Source organism: Fodinicola acaciae (assembly GCF_010993745.1).
GTDB lineage: Bacteria > Actinomycetota > Actinomycetes > Mycobacteriales > HKI-0501 > Fodinicola > Fodinicola acaciae.
Map to the genome: position 1 here is coordinate 1,337,068 of NZ_WOTN01000003.1, position 19,143 is coordinate 1,356,210.

Consider the following 19,143-nt stretch of genomic DNA (forward strand, 5'->3'; position numbering starts at 1 on the left):
CTCACTGACTCGCGATCACACTGCTCGACTCCGGAACCGCTCCGCGCCTGATGAGCAGCACGCTGACGCACGCTGCTTGCGATGCTCACGAACCCGTCGCCTTCGCGATAGCCGCGAGCACCGCTTCGGCCAGGTCGGCGCGGCACACCACCAGGTCGGGCAGCCACGGGTCGGCGCGGTTGTAGGTCAATGGTGAGCCATCCAGCCGCGAGGTGAAGACCGATGCGGCCTTCGCCACAACGACCGGTGCCGCCGAGTCCCACTCGTACTGGCCGCCGGAGTGCACGTATGCGTCGACCTGGCCGCGTACGACCGCCGAGGCCTTGGCGCCGGCGGATCCCATCGGCACCAGCTCGGCGCCGAGGCGGTCGGCGACCTTGGTCACCAGCTCGGTGGCACGGCTGCGGCTGACCGCCAGCCGGACCGGACCGTCGTGCCTGGCCGGAGGCGGCGGCGGGTCGTCGGTCGCCAGCGTGAGGCCCTGTCCCGGCAGCGCGACCGCGCCGGCCACGAGATCGCCCTGCCACAGCGCCACGTGTACGGCCCAGTCCACCCGGCCGTCCTCGCCGTACTCACGGGTGCCGTCGAGCGGGTCGACGATCCAGACGCGCCCGCTGTCCAGCCTGGCCGGGTCGTCCTTGCCTTCCTCGGACAGCACGGCCTCACCTGGCCGGGTCTCGGCCAGCCGCTTGACCAGTAGCCGGTGGGACAGCTGGTCGGCCTCGTCGCGCAGGCCGGCGGGGTCGGCGAAGCCGCGCTCGGCGCGCAGCCTGAGCAGCTCGGCGCCGGCCTCGTCGGCCAGTTGGCGCGCCAGCTCGTGGTCGTCCATCGTGCCCCCAGGTTACGTTTATCTCTGGGTCAGAACCAATGACGCCTTGGCCACATTCCGCTAGTACGCGCCGGCGTGGCGGAGGACGGCGGTGACCGTACGCAGGAGGATGACCAGGTCGAGGCTGAGCGACCAGTTTTCCACGTAACGCAGGTCCAGGCGTACGGCGTCCTCCCAGGACAGGTCGGAACGGCCGCCGACCTGCCACAGCCCGGTGATCCCCGGCTTGACGACCATCCGGCGGCGGAACTCCTCGTACCGGTGGCCCATCTCGCGGGCCGGCAGCGGCCGCGGACCGACCAGCGACATCTCGCCGCGCAGGACGTTGACCAGCTGTGGCAGCTCGTCGATGGAAAACCGGCGCAAGAAGCGGCCGAACGGGGTCACCCGCGGGTCGCGGCGCATCTTGAACATCGCACCGTCGGTGTCGCTCTGCAGCGCGGCCAGCTGCTGCTCGGCGTCGGCGACCATCGTCCGCAGCTTGAGCATCACGAACTCCTTGCCATGATGGCCGACGCGTACCTGCCGGAAGAGCATCGGTCCGGGGCTGGTCAGCCGGATCACCAGGCCGAGCATCAGCAGCGGCAGCGCGAGCGCGGCGAGGCCGGCACCGGCGACGACGCGGTCGAACGCGCCCTTGACCAGCCGCCTCGCGCCGGAGAGCTCGGCGTGCTCGAGGTGCAGCATCGGCAGTCCGTCGACCGGCCGGATGGTCGTACGCGGACCGGCGACGTCGAGCAGCGCGCCGGCGACCATGAGATCGGTGCCGGTGCGCTCCAGCTTCCAGGACAGCCGGCGCATCGCCGCGGCGTCCATCTCCGGGCAGGCCAGCACGGCGACCGCGTCGGCGCCGGTGCGTCGTACAGCGAGGTCGACGTCGTCGAAGCTGCCGAGCACTGCGACACGTCCGAAGTCGAGGAACTGCGCCGTGTCGCCGGGGCCGGCGATCGGTGCCGTCGGCAGGCACGCGCCGACGACGGTGAGGCCGTGGTGGAAGTTGCGGCGCAGCTCGCGGCAAAGATCGAGAACGGACCGCTCGTATCCGACGACGACGACCCGGCGCATCGCCTCACCGCGCGCGCGGCGGCGGACCAGCCACTGCCGCATCGCGAAGCGGCCGACCATGTCGGCGGCGGTGAGGATCGGCAGCGCGATGAGGACGTAACCGCGCGCGACCTCCAGGCCGGCGACGTACGAGAGCAGCGCGAGCGTGGCGGTCAGGCCGGTGGCCGCGTTGAGCACGCGGCGGTATTCGTCGTTGCCGTCGAAGAGAAACCGCCGGTCGTACGCGCGGCCGAGCGCGAGCGCGGTCAGCCAGACCAGCGGCAGCGCGAGGCTGAGGACCAGATAGGGCCAGGTGAAGTCGCGCAGCTTGCCGAACCGTACCGCGAACGCGGCGCCGCCGGCCAGCAGACCGACGGCCGCGTCGAGCGCGACGAGCTGGTGCACGTAGCGCTCGGCCCACCGCGTTTTCGGCGGCGTTTCGGTGGGGGCGAAGACAATGCGGAGGTCGTCCTTGACGGTTTCGGCATAGTCGACGACCGGCACCGTTGCCTCCTTGCCCTATATGCACTGAAATACAGTGATAAAGCGGCATAGTACAGGTATCGCACGGTTGACCATCGTCAGTCGCCACGTGTCTCGCCGTCGACTGTCCACGTTGGACACACGTGGGATGTCTAAATCGGACAGTCGGGCCAGAGATACCCGCTACGGCACGAAACTGTCGTACCCGTGTGCCAATCTGGGCCCCACCCAAAAACGGGTGGGGGGTGGGTTCGCGGGAAAACTTGGATAAGTAAAACGCGTCAGGAGGCGTGGAAGGCGTTCTGCGCCGCGGTCAACCCGTCGCGTACGACCGCCTCGGCCGCGTCCGCCGCGCGGTCGATGACCAGGTCGAGCTCCTTGCGCTCCGCCGCGGAAAAGTCACGCAGGACGAAGTCGGCCGGGTCCTGCCGGCCCGGCGGACGGCCGATGCCGACGCGTACGCGCACATAGTCCTTGGTGCCGATCGACTGGCTGATCGACCGCAGGCCGTTGTGGCCGCCTTCGCCGCCGCCCTGCTTCAGCCGTACGACACCGAAAGGCAGGTCGAGCTCGTCGTGCACGACGATCAGCAGGTCGGACTTGTAGAACTGGCGCAGCGCGGCGACCGGTCCGCCAGAGACGTTCATGTACGTCAGCGGCTTGGCCAGCACGACACGGCGGTCGAGCCGCGCCTCGATCACCTGGGCCCGGCCGCGGCGCGCCAGCTTGAACGTGCCGCCGGCGCGCGTGCCGAGCAGGTCGAGCACCATCGCGCCGACGTTGTGCCGGTTGCCGACGTAGCCGGGCCCGGGGTTGCCGAGCCCGACGATCAGTGCCGGGCCGTCGGGGCCGGTCAGGCGTTCTCCTCGGCGGCCGGAGCCTCGGCGGCTTCCTCAGCACCCTCGGCGGCCTCCTCGGCGGCCTCGGCCGGCGCCGCGACGACACCGACGACGTAGGCCTCCGGGTCGCCGACCAGCGTCGTGCCGGCCGGCAGCGCGATGTCGCCGGCGGTGATGCTGCTGCCGATCTCGAAGTCCTCGACGGACACCTCGACGCCGTCGGGCAGGTGCGTCGCCTCGGCCTCGACGGTCAGCCGGTCCAGCTCCTGGTTGACCAGGCCGCCCGGCGACGGCTCGCCGACCACCGCGATCGGGATCTCGACGGTGACCTTCTCGCCGCTGCGTACCAGCAGCAGGTCGACGTGGTCGAAGGTGCCCTTGATCGGGTCGCGCTGGATCGCCTTGGGCAGCGCCAGCTCCTTGCCGCCGTCGATCTCGACGGTCAGCAGCGTGTTGATGCCGTTCTTGATGGCGGCGGCGAACTCCCGGGCCGGCAGCGCCACGTGCCGCGGCGCCGTGCCGTGGCCGTACAGCACGGCCGGGATCTTGCCCGCGCGGCGGGTGCGGCGTGCGCCACCCTTCCCGAACTCGGTGCGCGGCTCGGCGGTGATACGGACCTCGGACACGACTCCTGCTCCTTAAAGCTGCGGTACACGCGGCGGACCGCGACGGCTGTACTGGTTGTGTGTGGACAAGGCACCGGGCTGGGTCACCTCACCCGGCCGGCTCGTCGTCCGCCGGGGAAGGCCAAACACGCAGCGATCCGAGCGCGTCGATAACGGAGCCGAGATGGCATCCCTCGCCGGGCAACCCCGCAAGTCTAGACGACCCTTGACCACATCTCCCAATCAGGTGTAGTGCCCGCGGGACTCCCTACGCGCGCCAGGCCCGCGGTCAGGAGACCGCACCGCCGCGGATCGCGGTGAACAGCATGCCGCGCCAGTCCGGCCACGGCGGCAGGCCGGCGCGGATCCACCGGTCGTGGGCCAGCGGCGTGTACGCCGGCCGAGCCGCCGGCCGCGGAGCCGGCGTCCGCGTCGGCGTGAGCAGCGACCGGTCCAGGCCGGCCACCTCGAAGGCCGCCACCGCCTGCTCGTACCGGCTCGCCGACCCGCTCGCCGACCCGTGGTAGACCCCCGGCGCCGCCTGCGACAACGCGAGCGCGACGATCCCCTCCGCGACCGGACGCGTCCAGGTCGGCTGTCCGCGCTGGTTGTCCGGGAGCGTGAGCGGCTCACCGGCGCGGCCGGCCGCGAGGACGGTCGACACGAAGTTGCCGCCGTACGCGCCGTAGAGCCAGGTCGTACGCAGCACGAACCCGTCGGCGGGCAGGGCCGTCAGCACCGCCTTCTCCCCCGCCAGCTTGCTCCGGCCGTACGCGTTGACCGGATGGGTGTTCGCGTCCTCCGGATATGGCCGGCTGGCGGCACCGTCGAAGACGTAGTCGGTCGACACGTGGATCAGCCGCGCGCCGACCTGTCCGCAGGCGCCGGCCAGCGCCGCCGGCCCCTCCGCGTTGACCGCGAAAGCGCCCGCCTCGTCGGCCTCGGCGGTGTCGACGTTGGTCCAGGCCGCCGCGTTGACGACGATGTCGCCGGGCCCGACCGCCTGGCGTACGGCGGCGCCGACCGCGGCCGCGTCGGTGATGTCCAGGTCGGCGCGCGGCAGCGCCACCGTCACGTCGTCGAGGCGCTGCTCGCCGAGCAGCACCGCCAGCTCGCGGCCGAGCATGCCGCCGGCGCCGGTGATCAGCCAACGGGTCACGTGAGCGGCCTCCACCAGGCTTGGTTGTCGCGATACCAGTCGACCGTATCGGCCAGGCCGCGGTCCAGCTCGACCACCGGCCGCCAGCCGAGCTCGGCGCTGGTCGCGCCGATGTCCAGCGAATAGCGCACGTCGTGTCCGAGCCGGTCAGGCACCGTACGCACACGATCCCAGCCGACGCCGCACAACGCCAGCAGCCGCCCGGTCAGCTCGCGGTTGGTCAGCTCGACACCGCCGCCGAGGTGATAGACGCCGCCGGCCTTGCCGTCGCGCAGGGCCGCGGCGATGCCGGCGCAGTGGTCGCTGACGTGGATCCAGTCGCGTACGTTGTCGCCGGCCCCGTAGAGCGGCACCGTCCCGCCGTCGATCAGCCGCGTCACGAACAGCGGGATGATCTTCTCCGGAAACTGGTACGGCCCGTAGGTGTTGGAGCCGCGTGTCACCACCACGTCCATGCCGTAGGTCCGGTGGTAGGCCAGCGCCATCAGGTCGCCGGCGGCTTTCGAGGCCGCGTAAGGAGAATTCGGCGCGAGCGGCTGGTCGGGCGGCCACGATCCGGTGGCGATCGAGCCGTACACCTCGTCGGTGGACACCTGCACGAACCGGGCGACGCCGGCCTGCCGTGCCGCCTCCAGCAGCGTCTGCGTGCCGACGACGTTCGTACGCGCGAACGCCGCCGGATCGGCGATCGACCGGTCGACATGGGACTCGGCGGCGAAATGGACGACCGCGTCGGCGCCGGCCACCGCCTCGGCGACCGGCGCCGGGTCGCAGATGTCCGCGTGGACGAATTCGATCCGGCCCGCCACGGCGTCCAGATTGGCGCGGTTGCCGGAATATGTCAGCGCGTCGAGCACCACCACCGACGGTTCTGCGGCGAGCGCGAGCCGGCCGGCGACCGCGGCGCGGACGAACTCCGAGCCGATGAAGCCGGCGCCGCCGGTGACCACCAGTCGCACGAACGAAAGAATATGCCACGCTGGCCGTTTGGCGGATGGAAGCGTCCGGTGCGGGAACTATCGTCGCTGACGTGCGCGGAATCGTCCTGGCCGGTGGGACCGGCAGCCGGCTGTGGCCGGTCACCCGCGCCGTCTCCAAACAGCTGTTGCCGGTGTTCGACAAACCGATGATCTATTATCCGCTTTCGGTGCTGGTCGAGGCCGGCGTCGAGGAAATCCTGATCATCACCACACCGCAGGACCGGCCGTTGTTCGTCCGGTTGCTCGGCGACGGCGGCCAGTTCGGCCTGCGACTGTCGTACGCGGAGCAGCCACGGCCGGAGGGGATCGCGCAGGCATTCCTGCTCGGCGCGGATTTCGTCGGCGACCAGCCGGTGGCGTTGATCCTCGGCGACAACATCTTCCACGGCCTCGGCACGCAGCTGGACCTCTCCGGCGAGCTGACCGGCGGCCGGATTTTCGCCTATCCGGTGGCCAATCCGCGAGACTACGGTGTCGTCGAGTTCGACCGCGACGGCAATGTCGTGTCGATCGAGGAAAAACCGGTGATGCCCAGATCGCGGCATGTCGTGCCCGGCCTGTATTTCTACGATCACCACGTGGTCGACATCGCACGCGGCCTGACGCCGAGCGCGCGCGGTGAACTGGAAATCACCGCGGTCAACGAGATCTACCGGCGGCGCGGCCAGCTGCGCGTGACGGTGCTGGACCGCGGCACCGCCTGGCTGGACACCGGCACCTTCGAGGCGATGGTCCAGGCGTCCGAGTACGTGCGGGTGATTTCCGAGCGCCAGGGCCGAAAGGTCGGCTGCCTGGAGGAGGCCGTCTGGCGTGCCGGGCTCATCGACAACGACCAGTTGCGCGCCCTCGCTCGGCCCTTGCGGCACAACGGATACGGCCAATATCTCGAAGATCTGCTCACCGACGCCTCGGCGGTGGTCCCGTGAAGATCATCGAGCTGGACATCCCCGGTGCCTATCACGTCATTCCGGAGCGGCACACCGACAGCCGCGGCAGCTTTTTCGAGTGGTATCGCTTCGACCTTCTCTCCGACGCGCTCGGCCATCCGTTCGAGCTGGCACAGGCCAACATCTCGGTGTCGGCGAAAGATGTCGTCCGCGGCGTACATTTCGCCGACACCCCACCGGGACAGGCGAAATACGTGTCGTGTTTCGCCGGTGCCGTCATGGATGTCGTGGTGGACGTACGCGTCGGGTCGCCGACCTTCGGTCAGTGGTCGACCGTACGGCTGGACGACGAGGATCGTTGCGCCGTCTACCTTTCCGAGGGCCTCGGCCACGCTTTCTGTGCGCTGACCGAAAACGCGACCGTGATGTATCTGTGCTCCCAGACCTACGCTCCACGTCAGGAGCACACGATCAACCCGCTCGACCCGAAGTTGGCGATCGGCTGGCCGACACCACATCCGATCCTGTCCGAGCGAGACGCCGCGGCGCAGTCGCTGTCCGAGGCGGCCGCGGCCGGTGTCCTGCCGGACTTCCTGCCGCCGCCAACGATCGACCTCCGCGACCTGGACGGCCGCCGGTAGGATGTCCTGGTGGAGAAGATCATCGCCGATCGTTACGTCCTGCGCGCGGAAATCGGCCGCGGCGGCATGGGACGGGTCTGGCGTGCCGACGACCAGGTGCTGGGCCGGGCGGTCGCGGTCAAGGAAGTGTTGCTGGCCGCCTCCATCCCGGCCGCGCGGCAGGCCGACATGTGCGAGCGAATGGTCCGCGAAGCCAGGATCGCCGCGCGGCTGCGCCATTCCGCCCTCGTGCAGGTCCACGACGTACTGACCTACGACGGACGGCCGTGGATCGTCATGGAACTGCTGGAAGGCCGTTCGCTCGACGAGATCATCGACACCGACGGACCGCTGACCGTCGACGCGGCCGCCCGGATTTTCCTTCCGCTGCTGGACGCTTTGGACGTCGTCCATCGCGCCGGCGTGCTGCACCGCGATCTCAAACCGGCCAACATCATCGTCGAGCAGGCCGGCGCGCCGACGCTCACCGACTTCGGCATAGCCAAGGCCACCGAGGATCCGTCGCTCACCGTCCCCGGCATGCTGGTCGGTTCACCGCCCTACCTGCCGCCCGAACGCGTGACCAACGAAGGGAGAATCGGACCGGCAAGCGATCTCTACTCGTTGGGCGCGACGCTTTTCGCGGCCGTGGAAGGCCAGCCGCCGTACGTGCGCGACACCCCGCTGACGACGGTCGCCGCGATCATGAAGGACCCGCCGGGCCCGCTTCGCCGCGCCGGTGAGCTGTCCGAGCTTTTCGCCGGACTGCTGGAAAAAGACCCGGCCAAACGATGGGACTCCACGCGAGCCCGCGATTTTCTCCGCAAGCTGGTCGACCGCAGCGCGATCTCGTCGGTCACGACACAGAACGTGCCCTTGCCCGTACGGAAAAAGCGGCCCGTCTGGTGGATCGCGGCCGCGGCGGTGGTGGCTGTCGTGCTGGCCGTCGGAGTCGCGGTCGTTCCGCCGCTTCTCGGGGGCGGTCGCGCCGCGCCTTCGCAACAGCTCGCGCTGACCGCCTTTCACCATCCGGACGGGTTCACCGTCTCGGTGCCGTCGGACTGGACCAAACAGACCGGTCCACCGTTGCGCTTCTACCGTCCGGACCGGAAAATCTGGCTTCAGCTCTACGTCGACCACACCGTCGGCGACGTGACGCAGCAGGACGTGTGGGACGCCGGCAACAACCGTCAGCTGTACGGGACGAGCGCTCAGCGTACGGTCGGATACCAACTGCTGGGCATCCGCAACTCGACATTGCACGGCCGGGCCGCGGCCGACTGGGAATGGACCTACCTGGACAAGGGCAACCAACGCCGGCACACGCTCTATCGCGGCACCGTCGTCGGCGGCACGAGCTATCAGCTGGCCGTGTCCGCACCGGAGGCGGACTTCGCCGTGATCCGGCCGCTGTTCGAACGGATCTGCCAGACATTCCGCGCCGGCTGACGAGTTTGTCAGCCGCCGGCGCGTGCCGGCGCGGAACTTGTCATCGGCATGACAAAGCATCGCGCCAAAATGCGCACAGAATCCCCTTCCTCGCCGACTCGTTCTATGATCCTGTCGCCATTTTCGCCGAGGTGAGGATCAACGATGACCAAGGGACTCCGGCTGATTCTGGCGGGCCTGCTCGCCGCCGCACTGGTCGGCTCCGGCGCGGCTCCGGCCTCGGCGTCGCCGTCGGCACCCGACTTTCCGACGGCATATCTTTACTCGCAGGCGAATCCGCTCGCCGATCCGCCCGGCGCCAACGACTGGTCGTGCCGGCCGTCGGCCGCGCATCCGCGACCGGTGGTGCTCGTGCACGGGACCTGGCTGAACAAATACGATGACTTCGCCAAGATCTCGCCGGAGCTCAAGAAAGCCGGCTATTGCGTCTACGCGTTGAACTACGGCGCGAGTCTCAACCTGCTCGGTCTCAATCCGGCGTTGCGCGGCACCGGCGACATCCGGCGGTCGGCCGGCGAGTTGAGCACGTTCGTCGATCGCGTACTGGCCGGCACCGGAGCGTCCAAAGTGGACATCGTCGGCCACTCGCAGGGTGGCCTGATGCCGCGGCAATACCTGAAGTTCAACGGTGGCGCCGATCGCGTCCACACGCTGGTGACGCTCGGCGCCACGCATCACGGCACGACGCTCGACGGACTCGGCACGTTGACCCGGCAACTCGGCATCGTCCAGTACGGCTGGCCACTGCTCGGCGTGGCCGCCGAGCAGCAGGTCGTCGGCTCGGCATTCCTCAACACCCTGAACGCCGGCGGCGACACCGTTCCCGGTGTCACGTACGTGGTGATCGCGACGAAGTACGACGAGGTGACCACGCCGTACGAGTCGACTTTCCTCACCGCGGGGCCAGCTGCGACCGTCCGCAACATCACGCTCCAGGACGGCTGCGCAATCGACGCCTCCGACCATCTGTCGATGGTGTATTCGCCGCGCGCCATCGGCATCGTCGAAAAGGCCCTGGACGCCAGCGCGCCAGCCCCGCCGTGCACGGTGAACCCGCCGGTGGCCTGATGGTGGTCACCGCCAGGACCTGGACCGGCGGCAGCTTCGTCTCGCAGGTCTGGGTCCTGACCACACGGTCGTTGCGCACGTCGTTCGCCGATCGTCGCCTGCTCTTTTTCGGCCTGCTGCAACCGATCGTGTTGCTGGTGCTGTTCAGCCAGGTCTTCAGCGGAATCGCCGCCCTGCCGGGGATAGCCGGATACCACGGCTATGCCAACTATCTGTTGCCGGCGACGCTGGTGAACATCGCGGCGGCCACCGCGATGGGATCCGGCGCTGGCCTGCTGGCCGAGATGTATCGCGGAATCGTCGGCCGGTTTCGTGCGATGCCGATGAGCCTGTTTTCGGTTTTGCTCGCGCGTACGCTGTCCGATTCGGCGCGGCTGGCGCTGCAGCTGACCGTCACGGCGCTGGCGGCGGTGCCCCTGCTTGGATATCGACCGCGCGCTGGCGCGGTCGGCGTTTCTTTGGCCGTGTTGCTGAGCCTCGCGGTGGGCTGGGGGCTCGGCTGGGTGTTCATCGCCATCGCCAGCTGGCTGCGCCGGCCGGAGGCGTTGCAGGCGGCGGCATTCCTGGTCGGATTTCCGCTGATGTTCACCTCAAGCGCGTATGTCCCGGTCGCGACCATGCCCGGCTGGGTGCAGGTGGTGGCGCGCGGCAATCCACTCACGTACGCGATCGACGGCTGTCGTGGTCTGACGTCCGGTGAAAACGTGGCTGGTTCGGTGGCCGTGACGCTCGGAATTGTCGCGTTGACCGCCGGTGTCGGTGGTGTCGTCGCCGCTCGGCAGTTCCGTCGTGGCAAATAGCAATCCGGCGCGACGAATTGTCATGGAAATGAGTCATCCGGATGACCGGAATGGCATTTCTCACCGGCCGCGGTCAATCTCGCGAGTCCGGCGGTAGGGTGAGGCCATGTCGGTACGAATCGGCGCGATGGGTGCGCTGTGCGTCTTCCGGCAGGCCACCGACGTCACCCCCAGCCAACCGAAACTGCGGCAGCTGACGGCCCTGCTGGCGGTCCGCGCTGGCACCGTCGTGCGACTGGAGACGATCAGCAGGGAGCTGTGGGACCGCGACCCGTGCGAGAAAACGACGCGGACCCTGCAGACGTACGTGTCGCAGCTGCGGCGGATTGTCTCCGGCGGTGAGGCCACCATCGAGCACACGCCAAAAGTCGGCTATCGGCTTCGGCTGGCCAGGCCGGAATGTGTGGACGTCAGCCGGTTTCGCGAGCTGGCCGCCGTCGCCGATCGCCAGCTGCGCGCCGATCGACCCGACCAGGCGGGAAAAATCCTGCTGGACGCGTTGGAGTTGTGTCGTGGTCCGGTCCTGTCGGACGTACATCTTGGGCCGGTGCTGTCCGCCCAGGCCGCGGCGCTGGATCGCGAACGCGTCGCGGTTTTGGCACGTTACCTGGATCTTCAGCTGCGGCTCGGCCGTCCGGCCGCGGTTCTGAAGGAGGCCGACCGGATCTGCGCGGAGGATCCCCGGCACGACGGCCTTTACGCCAGCCTGATGGTGGCTTTTGGCGCGCTCGGCAGATCCGCCGAGGCGGCCGATCTCTACGACCGGCTTCGCGTGCGGCAGGCGGTGGAGCCAGGTCCGGCCGTACGTGCCGCCTTTCCCGACGTCGGCGGTGTTTCCGTTGCCACACCGGCACAACTGCCGCTCGCTCCGGCCAGGCTGGTGGGTTTCGAGCGTCCGGCCGGAGAAGTGCGGACGCTGCTGACGATGTCGCCGCGCCCTGGTGTGGTCTGCGTGATCGGCTCACCCGGATCGGGAAACTCGACTTTCTGCGCCCACGTCGCGGATCGCCTGCGCGGCGAGTTTCCCGGCGGTCAGCTCTACGCCGACCTGGCGACCACCAGCGCCGATGCCGCGCTGGAGAGTTTCCTTTCCGCACTTGGAAAATCGGCGCAGGCGGGTCGCGCCGAGCGTGTGCGTACGTTCCGACAGGCGACCACCGACCGAAACCTGCTCGTACTGTTGGACAATGCCGCCGATCCGGACGCGGTTTCGCTGCTGCGTCCGGGATCCGGCAGCACGGCGCTGGTCGCCGGACACGCGCGCCAGTGCGCCGACGGCGCGTCGGCGGTGGTCGAGCTGCCGCGACTGACATCGGCCGACATGGTGCGGCTGCTCGGCTGGTGGATCGGCACGCACCGGCTGGCCGCCGAGCCGGCCGCGGCCACTCGGCTGGCGGCCGGCTGCCACGGCCTGCCGGTCGCGCTCCGGCTGGTGGCCTCGCTGGCCGCTCGGCGTCCACATTGGACACTGGCGCGGCTGGCCGACCGGCTGTCCAGCGCCGCGCTTCCGGTCGCGACCGTACGCCGCTCGCTCCTTCTGCTCACCCCGCTGGAAAAGGCAGCGCTGCACCGGATCGTGGCCGACGGCGGTGACGTGCTGTCCGTACGGTGGACCAGCCGGCTGCTCGGCACGACCGCCAACGGGGCCGAGGCACTGCTGGAAAAGCTGGTCGAGATCCGGCTCGCCGACCCGGTCGACGCGACCGGCGACTACGACAGCTATCGCCTCGATCCGCTTTATCGCCAGACAGTGCGCGCGCTGGACGACCAGTCCGCCGCCTCCCGCTTCGTGGCACCGCTCGTGTCGGCGGTCAGCGAGCCCGCGTGAGAGTCGCGATCTCGGCCGCTGCTCGCTCCGCGCCGCCGGCCTTCGCGAACGACTGCCGGATCCGGTCGGCGTTCAGGCGATATTTCTCGACGCCGAGCACCTCGCGCACGGCCGCCATGACGTCGTTGGCCGTGCTTCTGCCGAATCTGAGCCGGATTCCGGCGCCGGCGTCGACCACCTGTCGGGCGATGATCGGCTGGTCGTCACGGATCGGCGCGACGACCAGCGGCACGCCGTAACTCAGGCTTTCGCAGACGGTGTTGTGTCCGGCATGACACACCACGACCGACGCCTTTTCCAACAGCTGTAACAAAGGCGCCGACTCTACGACGTCGACACCATCGGCACTGCCACCGCCAGGCCGCACGACTATCGGCTGGACCTCGTCGCCCAGCGCGACCATCGCGCGTACGGCTTCGCCCAGGAAGCGGTCGGCGATCTCGGCGCTGGCCGTGCCAAGCGTCACCACGACCAGCGGTCGCGTGATGTCGTACGTGCTCCAACGCGGATCGATCGACGGCATCCGGCCATCCACGACGGGACCGACGAACCGCAGCGGTCCTTCCTCGGACATGCCGGAAAACTCGACGGAACTGAAAACCACCACGAGCTCCGGCGAAAACCGCAGATCGCCACCACCGTCGACGCCGTGCCGCCGCTTCAGACCGGCCTGCAACTCACCAATCCAGGCGGCGACTTTCGGCATCGCTGCGAGCGAATCTGTCAGCTCCGACGTGGTCGTCGCCGAGGTCACCCACGGAATGCCGGCGCGCGTCGCCACCAACGCACCGGCAAGTGCCTGCTGGTCGGCGAAAATCACGTCCGGACGAAAGTCAGCGACCGCGTCCTGGACCGTTTCTGCCATCTCGTCGGCCAGCGGCACCAGGAAGTTTTCCCACAGAAACCGCAATGCGGCAAAGCCACGCAGGCCGGTCGGCCGGTTCGCGGCGCCGTTTCGGGTCAGCGGTCCGGTCACCGGATAGCAACCGACCGGACCGGCGACCCGCCGGATCAGCTCCGCCGATCCCACCCAGGCCACCTCGTCGCCGCGCTCGCGCAACGCCGCCGCCACACCGACCGCTGGTCCGATGTGGCCGATCAGCGGTGGCACGACGAAAAGGTGGCGGCTCATCGCCGCGCGACGCCCCGTCGTGCGCATTTTCTCACCCAGCCCACCAAAAGGTCACGTACCATCCGATGCCGTTCCACCAGCACGGAATGACCCTGGTCGGGAATGACGACCAGCTCGCCACGCGGCAACATCGAGGTGACAGCTTGCAGATCCTCGGCCTGATAGCCGTCGTGGCCGAGGATCGACAGCACCGGACACCCGATCGAGCGCACCTGCTCCACCGTCATGAGTGGTCCGGTCGGGATCTCGGTGACCATGCTGGTGGAGCCGATCCGCTCGGCCGCCATTCTCGCCAGCCTGCGATGGTGTGCGCCAAAAGTCGCCTCGAGCCACTCGTAGGAGTCTTCCAATGCCAGGAAACCGGCGGTGTTGGTCAGCACCTCGCGCATCCGGCCGGCCCACATCCGCGTCGGCGGCTCCGACTCGATGGAGACGATGCTGCGTACGCGCTCGGGATGGGTGTGAGCGTACGAATAGGCAAGCGTGCCACCGAAACTGTTGCCGACCAGGTGGACCGGCTGCTCGATCCGTAACTGGTCGAGCAGCTCGTCGAGGTCCGCGACGAAATCCGACAACCGATAGCCGGTCGGCGGCCGGGTCGTGCGGCCGTGGCCGCGCAGGTCATAGCTGAGCACGCCGATGCCGGCCGCGGACACCGGCGAGGCCAGCGTCAGGTGAAAGCTCGCCAGGCTGTCGGTCCCCAGGCCGTGCAGGAAAACGACCAGCTCACCGCCGGGTTCTCCGGGAATGGCCTGGAAGTTCGTCTCCAGGCCGTTGGCGATGACCTTCGGCACCTATCGATCCCCGTCCACGCGGCTGCTGACGTAGTCGACGATGTCGCCGACGCGCAGGTCGATGACCTCGGACAGGTCGAGCTCGGACAGGTAGGCCGGCAGGTTGACCCGGCCGCCGAACTCCTCGTCCAGGATGCCGGCGAAGGTGACCAGGTCGACGCTTTCCAGCTGCAGGTCCTCGTGAAAGGTGGTGTCCGCGGTGATCGGCACGACGAGCAGGTCGGCACCACCGACGAGTTCGGCGAGCAGCTCCGCCACGCGCTGGAATGTCGGCGATTGCTGCACAACCTCGTTCATCATGTCCCGTCCTTGTCGTCGATCGTCCACGCGGCGACGTAGTCGGCCGCCGGCGACACTCCGTCCGAGCGCCGGAAAACCGTGCATCCCACCGCGAACTCGTCGCCAGCCACTCCCACCAGCAGCCGGTCGCCGGTCGCCTCGGCGACCAGGAAGTCACGTGGCCGGCCGGAAAGTCCGGTCCCCAACGCCTTGCCGACCGCCTCCTTGGCGGCCCAGAACCTGGTGAACCAACCCGCGTGCTCGCCGTTTTCCCTGCCAGCCAGGCGAGTCAGCAGGGCACGCTCGGCGATGCCGAGCGCCACGTCCAGCGTGCCAGGTCCGGGCTCCACCACCTTCTGCACGTCGATTCCCGGCGCCACAACGGCAGACGCCGGCCGGACCATCGCCGCGCCGACAGTGCCGCTGTGCGCCAACGAAAGATCGAGCGGAGGCAGGTCGCGGCCGTGGCTGCCGACCGCGTACGGCCGGCCGGTCCGGTCGTTGCGGATCTCCACCTCGGCAGGGAAAACCGCCGCGCTGCCGTGTTGCCAGAGCCACCGTCGTACGGCGTCTTTCGCGGCCATCCGGCCGAGCAGCCAGTGCCGCTGCGATCGCCGCGGCCGCTGCGCGCACTGATGCCGCTCGGCGGCGTTCAGATAGACGCCGGCGTAGAAATCGCGCGCCGACAGGCTCGGCCACTCGTCGGCCACCAGCTCCCAGCCGCCTGGCTGCGGCTCGGAAAGCGTACTGTTCTCCGGAAACCGGTAGACCTGCCGGCAACGCGCGCCGCCGTCGAGGCGTACGTCATGCCAGCCGGTGACCCGCGCGTGGAGCCGGCCGTCCAGGCACAGCTCGGCATCCATGTCCATCCGGCCGGGATCCGCCGCGTCGGCACGTAACACGCAGTCGAGCACCGCACCGTTCGGTGGCTCCTGGCCGAAGAAGTCGATCGCCGCGATCCTGCGCGGAAACGCGATCAGCCGATCGGTCTGCGTGCTGCGCAGCCAGATCCCGAGAAGCTGGCCGACGTTGTCCAGCAACGCACCACGAGCCGGCAACATCCGGATCGTGCCGCTCAGATGATGGTCGCTGACCGCGGTCAGCCCGGCGATGCCGCGAAACCGCGGGCCGTGGAACATCTCGCGTTCCTCGTAGACCTCCTCCGCACTGATCGGCACCGGCGAGTTTTCCCGCGGCATCCGCAGTCTCGGGGCAGGTGCCGGTGGATAGCTCGTCGCGACCCGTACGGTCATCGAGGCGTACGAGCCGATGTCGACCCGCACCAGATCTGCGCCACGCTCCATCCGGATGTCGACCTGATGCGGCGGAAACGCGACCAGCCAGCTGCGAAACTCCGCGTCGCGTACGGCAACCGGCACACTGCCGGGCCACGCCCTGGCCACCTCGCTCATCGCCAGGTCGACCACCGTCGTCGCCGGCACCACCGGCCGGCTGTCGGCCAGGTCCGGCCAGTCCGGCCGCTGCCGGAAGAACCGGTGGTCGAGCAGATATGGCATGGCGTCGACCGAAACCGGCACCTGCACGCACCTGGTGTCGGACACTATCCGCAGCGACGCGGCGGTCGTCACGGCCGCGGTGGCCGCCCTGGTTTCGGCCATGAGGCTGACGAACTCGGCCGCCACCGTGGCGTCCAGACCGTTCACGCGGGTCGGCTCGACGACGCGGTCGAGCATTCCGTACGCGTCCGGATCGACGGCCAGCGGCGGCACGGCCAACGCGACCGGCACCTCGTGCTTCGGCCGCTTTCTCAGCAGCACATCGAAAGATGGCGAGCCACCGTCGGCCCACAACGCGGCCGCGACGCGAGTCAGCTGCGCCATGCCGCTGCGCAGGCTGGAATTCGCAGCGATGACCAGGTGATCCTGGTCGGCGAGAGTGTCTTCCACGAACGAGCCGAGCTGTCCTGGACCGGCGACGACAAACGCACGTATGCCATCGGCGAACAGCCGAAGAACAAGCTCGCGAAAGCGCACCGGTTCGACGAGATGACGCAGATAGAGCTCACGGATCCGGTCGGTCTCGGCCGGGTAGGGCTCGCAGGTGGTCGCCGACCAGACCGGGACGGCCGCGGCCGCGAACGGCAGCGCGCCGGCCAGCCGGACGAACGGATCGAGGAACGGCGCGACCATCGGAGTGTGAAATCCCGAGCGGAACGGCAACGGCCGCGCGAAAATCCGCTCGTCGCGGCAGCGTCCCACCAGTCGCGCGATGGCCTCCGGCGCGCCACAGACGATGGTCTGACGCGGTGCGTTGTCGTGCGAGACGACGAGATCCTTTTCGCCGCGTATCAGCTCGGCGGCGCGGTCCGCGGCACAACCGAGAGCCGCGAAGTCCAGGCCAGGAAGCCGTACGCCGTCCGGCCACAGCCGCTCCGGGCCGACCTCCGCGGCGGCCGCGTCGTACATGCCGGCGGCCGCCATCGCGGTCCACTCCCCGACACTGTGGCCGGCGAGCGCGTCGGCTCGTACGCCCATGTTTTCCAGCACCCGAAAAAGAAACCGACCGACTTCCAGCACGCTCGCGGCGTCTCTGGCCACGTCACCGGTCTCGATCCGCGGCGCTTTGAGTCCAAAGTGGACGGCCACGTCCGCGCATCGCGGCTCGAACTGTCCTTCCAGGCCGGGAAAGATCACCGCGGTCCGGCCGTCGGCGGCCAGCAGTGGCTCCGGTGCGAACCAGATGTCGTTGCGGCCGGCCCATCTCTGCCCGCGCTCCAGCACTTTGCGCGCCAGCGCCCGGCGTTGCTCGGTCGGATCGACGACGGCGAGGCGACAGCCGCGCGCGTCGTTGAGCACCGGCGGCAGTCCCGGCTCGGCCGCCAGCATGTCGCGCAGGTCCTCGATCCGCGGCGCGACGAGCCGCAGCAGCTGCTCCGGTTCGCTGACCGACATTCGTTTTCTGGTGCCGATACGAGGAATGTCCGCGTCGCGGTCCTCCTCCAGCACCACATGTGCGTTGATGCCGCCGAAGCCGAAGGCGTTGACGGCCGCACGCCGGGGCTCGCCGGACCCCGGCGGCGGCCAGTCGCTGGCCGCACCGATCGGCACGAACCGGGTGTCGGCCATGCCGGGATGTGGGTTCTCACAATGCAAAGTCGGCAGCAGCGTGGAGTTGTGCAGCGCGAGCGCGGCTTTCACCAGTCCGGCCACGCCGGCCGCCGGCATGGTGTGGCCGATCATCGACTTCACCGAGCCGATCACCGCGTCCGCGCCAGCCGGCCGGCCGAAAACCCTGGCCACGGTGGAAAGCTCGGCCTCGTCGCCGGCGCGCGTCGCGGTTCCGTGTGCTTCCAGCAAACCCAGCGCGTCCGGCGCCGCCGGATCCAGCCCGGCCTGCTGCCAGGCACGCCGCACCGCCAGCATCTGGCCGGTGGGGTCCGGACTCACCAGGCTGCCGGTCCGGCCGTCGCTTGACACGGCCACGCCGCGTACGACCGCATAGACCCGGTCGCCGTCACGCCGCGCGTCGGCCAGTCTTTTCAGGACGACGACACCGGTTCCCTCGCCGATCAGCAAACCGTCGGCGTCGCTGGACAGTGGCCTGATCCGTCCTGACCGCGACAATGCCCCGAGTTGCGTGAAAACGCTCCACAACGTCTCGTCATGACAGTGGTGCACGCCACCGGCAAGCACGGCATCGCAGCGCCGGCCGGACAATGCCGCCACCGCTTGGTCAAGTGCGACCAGCGACGACGCGCAGGCAGCGTCCACTGTGTACGCCGGTCCGCGCAGATCGAGACGATTCGCGATCCGTGACGCGGTCAGGTTGGGGACCAGGCCGATCGTCGACTCCGGTCGCATCGGCCCCAGTGGCCGCAAAAGTGCCTGCCTGACCTCCTCCAGCCGGTCCCGATCCAGCGACGGCAACAGCTCCGCGAGCGTCCTGGTGATCTGCCGGACGGCGCGTACGCGCTGCTCGAATCGCGCCAGCCCGGGCGAAAGATAGCCGCCACGGCCGAGAATCACCCCGATCCGGTTCGGGTCGCCAAGCCGCTCCCGGCCGCCGGTGTCGGCGATCGCGGCATCCGCGACCCGCAACGCGATCAGCTGGTCCGGCTCGGTCCCACCGGCCGAGTCCGGCATGATTCCGTACGAGGCGAGGTCCACGGCGGTGGTGTCGGGAAGAAAACCGCCTCGCCGGCAATACGTGCGGTCCGGCGCCAGCTGTGCCGCGTCCGGCTGGTAGAAGTCCGGATCCCAACGGCCGTCCGGAACCTCGGCGATCGCGTCCACGCCGTCGCGCAGGTTTCGCCAGTATGCCTGCAGATCGGCGGCGCCAGGAAAGAGCACCGACATGCCGACGATCGCGACCGGCTCGGTCACATTC

General features: G+C 69.2%; 16 protein-coding genes. 6 read left to right on the forward strand and 10 right to left on the reverse strand.

Annotation, left to right across the window (positions count from 1 at the left end; genetic code table 11):
* Positions 1–85: 85 nt before the first annotated feature.
* From GNX95_RS32480 to rfbB, 6 genes are all read right to left on the reverse strand, one after another.
* Positions 86–829, reverse strand: a complete 744-nt coding sequence (locus tag GNX95_RS32480; RefSeq protein WP_163511477.1) for a 3'(2'),5'-bisphosphate nucleotidase CysQ — start codon at positions 827–829, stop codon at positions 86–88.
* 60 nt (positions 830–889) lie between these two features.
* A complete protein-coding gene (locus GNX95_RS32485; protein WP_222854087.1) occupies positions 890–2,377 on the reverse strand; it encodes a sugar transferase in 1,488 nt (495 codons plus the stop codon).
* A 260-nt stretch (positions 2,378–2,637) separates the two neighbouring features.
* Positions 2,638–3,213 carry an aminoacyl-tRNA hydrolase gene (pth, locus tag GNX95_RS32490; RefSeq protein WP_163512069.1) on the reverse strand — a complete coding sequence of 192 codons (576 nt, stop codon included), beginning with the start codon at positions 3,211–3,213 and terminating at the stop codon, positions 2,638–2,640.
* Positions 3,210–3,821, reverse strand: coding sequence for a 50S ribosomal protein L25/general stress protein Ctc (locus GNX95_RS32495; protein ID WP_163511478.1), 612 nt, complete (start codon positions 3,819–3,821; stop codon positions 3,210–3,212). Before GNX95_RS32495 ends, pth begins: the two co-directional genes overlap by 4 nt.
* A 268-nt stretch (positions 3,822–4,089) precedes the next feature.
* Positions 4,090–4,959: a dTDP-4-dehydrorhamnose reductase gene (gene rfbD / locus GNX95_RS32500; RefSeq protein WP_163511479.1), complete on the reverse strand. Its 870-nt coding sequence runs from the start codon at positions 4,957–4,959 to the stop codon at positions 4,090–4,092.
* Positions 4,956–5,918 carry a dTDP-glucose 4,6-dehydratase gene (gene rfbB / locus GNX95_RS32505; RefSeq protein WP_163511480.1) on the reverse strand — a complete coding sequence of 321 codons (963 nt, stop codon included), beginning with the start codon at positions 5,916–5,918 and terminating at the stop codon, positions 4,956–4,958. Before rfbB ends, rfbD begins: the two co-directional genes overlap by 4 nt.
* Before the next feature lie 71 nt (positions 5,919–5,989).
* Between rfbB and rfbA the strand changes: the two genes are divergently transcribed.
* The 6 genes from rfbA (at position 5,990) to GNX95_RS32535 (ending at position 12,591) form a co-directional block, all read left to right on the forward strand.
* Positions 5,990–6,865 carry a glucose-1-phosphate thymidylyltransferase RfbA gene (rfbA, locus tag GNX95_RS32510; protein WP_163511481.1) on the forward strand — a complete coding sequence of 292 codons (876 nt, stop codon included), beginning with the start codon at positions 5,990–5,992 and terminating at the stop codon, positions 6,863–6,865.
* Positions 6,862–7,467, forward strand: a complete 606-nt coding sequence (locus GNX95_RS32515) for a dTDP-4-dehydrorhamnose 3,5-epimerase family protein (RefSeq protein WP_163511482.1) — start codon at positions 6,862–6,864, stop codon at positions 7,465–7,467. The genes rfbA and GNX95_RS32515 overlap by 4 nt, the downstream gene beginning before the upstream one ends.
* 9 nt (positions 7,468–7,476) lie before the next feature.
* Positions 7,477–8,895 (forward strand): serine/threonine-protein kinase, encoded by a 1,419-nt coding sequence (locus GNX95_RS32520; protein ID WP_163511483.1) that lies wholly within the window; start codon positions 7,477–7,479, stop codon positions 8,893–8,895.
* A 144-nt stretch (positions 8,896–9,039) separates the two neighbouring features.
* Positions 9,040–9,963 carry a lipase family alpha/beta hydrolase gene (locus GNX95_RS32525; RefSeq protein WP_163511484.1) on the forward strand — a complete coding sequence of 308 codons (924 nt, stop codon included), beginning with the start codon at positions 9,040–9,042 and terminating at the stop codon, positions 9,961–9,963.
* Complete coding sequence (locus tag GNX95_RS32530) at positions 9,963–10,763, forward strand: ABC transporter permease (protein WP_163511485.1); 801 nt, start codon at positions 9,963–9,965, stop codon at positions 10,761–10,763. Before GNX95_RS32525 ends, GNX95_RS32530 begins: the two co-directional genes overlap by 1 nt.
* A 106-nt stretch (positions 10,764–10,869) precedes the next feature.
* On the forward strand, positions 10,870–12,591 hold the full coding sequence (locus GNX95_RS32535; RefSeq protein ID WP_163511486.1) for an AfsR/SARP family transcriptional regulator: 1,722 nt from the start codon (positions 10,870–10,872) through the stop codon (positions 12,589–12,591).
* Here GNX95_RS32535 and GNX95_RS32540 read toward each other — a convergent pair.
* From GNX95_RS32540 to GNX95_RS32555, 4 genes are read right to left on the reverse strand one after another with little or no spacing between them, the layout of a single operon-like run.
* Positions 12,575–13,750, reverse strand: coding sequence for a glycosyltransferase (locus tag GNX95_RS32540; protein ID WP_222854088.1), 1,176 nt, complete (start codon positions 13,748–13,750; stop codon positions 12,575–12,577). The genes GNX95_RS32535 and GNX95_RS32540 overlap by 17 nt on opposite strands.
* Positions 13,720–14,517 (reverse strand): alpha/beta fold hydrolase, encoded by a 798-nt coding sequence (locus GNX95_RS32545; RefSeq protein WP_163511487.1) that lies wholly within the window; start codon positions 14,515–14,517, stop codon positions 13,720–13,722. Before GNX95_RS32545 ends, GNX95_RS32540 begins: the two co-directional genes overlap by 31 nt.
* Positions 14,518–14,817, reverse strand: a complete 300-nt coding sequence (locus GNX95_RS32550; RefSeq protein WP_163511488.1) for an acyl carrier protein — start codon at positions 14,815–14,817, stop codon at positions 14,518–14,520.
* The gene (locus GNX95_RS32555; RefSeq protein ID WP_163511489.1) at positions 14,814–19,139 is read right to left on the reverse strand and encodes a type I polyketide synthase; all 4,326 of its coding nucleotides are present in this window, start codon (positions 19,137–19,139) and stop codon (positions 14,814–14,816) included. The genes GNX95_RS32550 and GNX95_RS32555 overlap by 4 nt, the downstream gene beginning before the upstream one ends.
* Positions 19,140–19,143: the final 4 nt, after the last annotated feature.

Bases quoted from the DNA above. Each gene is read 5' to 3' on its own strand.
- GNX95_RS32480 (WP_163511477.1), bottom strand. From the start codon at position 829: ATGGACGACCACGAGCTGGCGCGCCAACTGGCCGACGAGGCCGGCGCC.
- GNX95_RS32525 (WP_163511484.1), top strand. From the start codon at position 9,040: ATGACCAAGGGACTCCGGCTGATTCTGGCGGGCCTGCTCGCCGCCGCA.
- GNX95_RS32530 (WP_163511485.1), top strand. From the start codon at position 9,963: ATGGTGGTCACCGCCAGGACCTGGACCGGCGGCAGCTTCGTCTCGCAG.
- GNX95_RS32535 (WP_163511486.1), top strand. From the start codon at position 10,870: ATGTCGGTACGAATCGGCGCGATGGGTGCGCTGTGCGTCTTCCGGCAG.
- GNX95_RS32540 (WP_222854088.1), bottom strand. From the start codon at position 13,750: ATGCGCACGACGGGGCGTCGCGCGGCGATGAGCCGCCACCTTTTCGTC.
- GNX95_RS32550 (WP_163511488.1), bottom strand. From the start codon at position 14,817: ATGATGAACGAGGTTGTGCAGCAATCGCCGACATTCCAGCGCGTGGCG.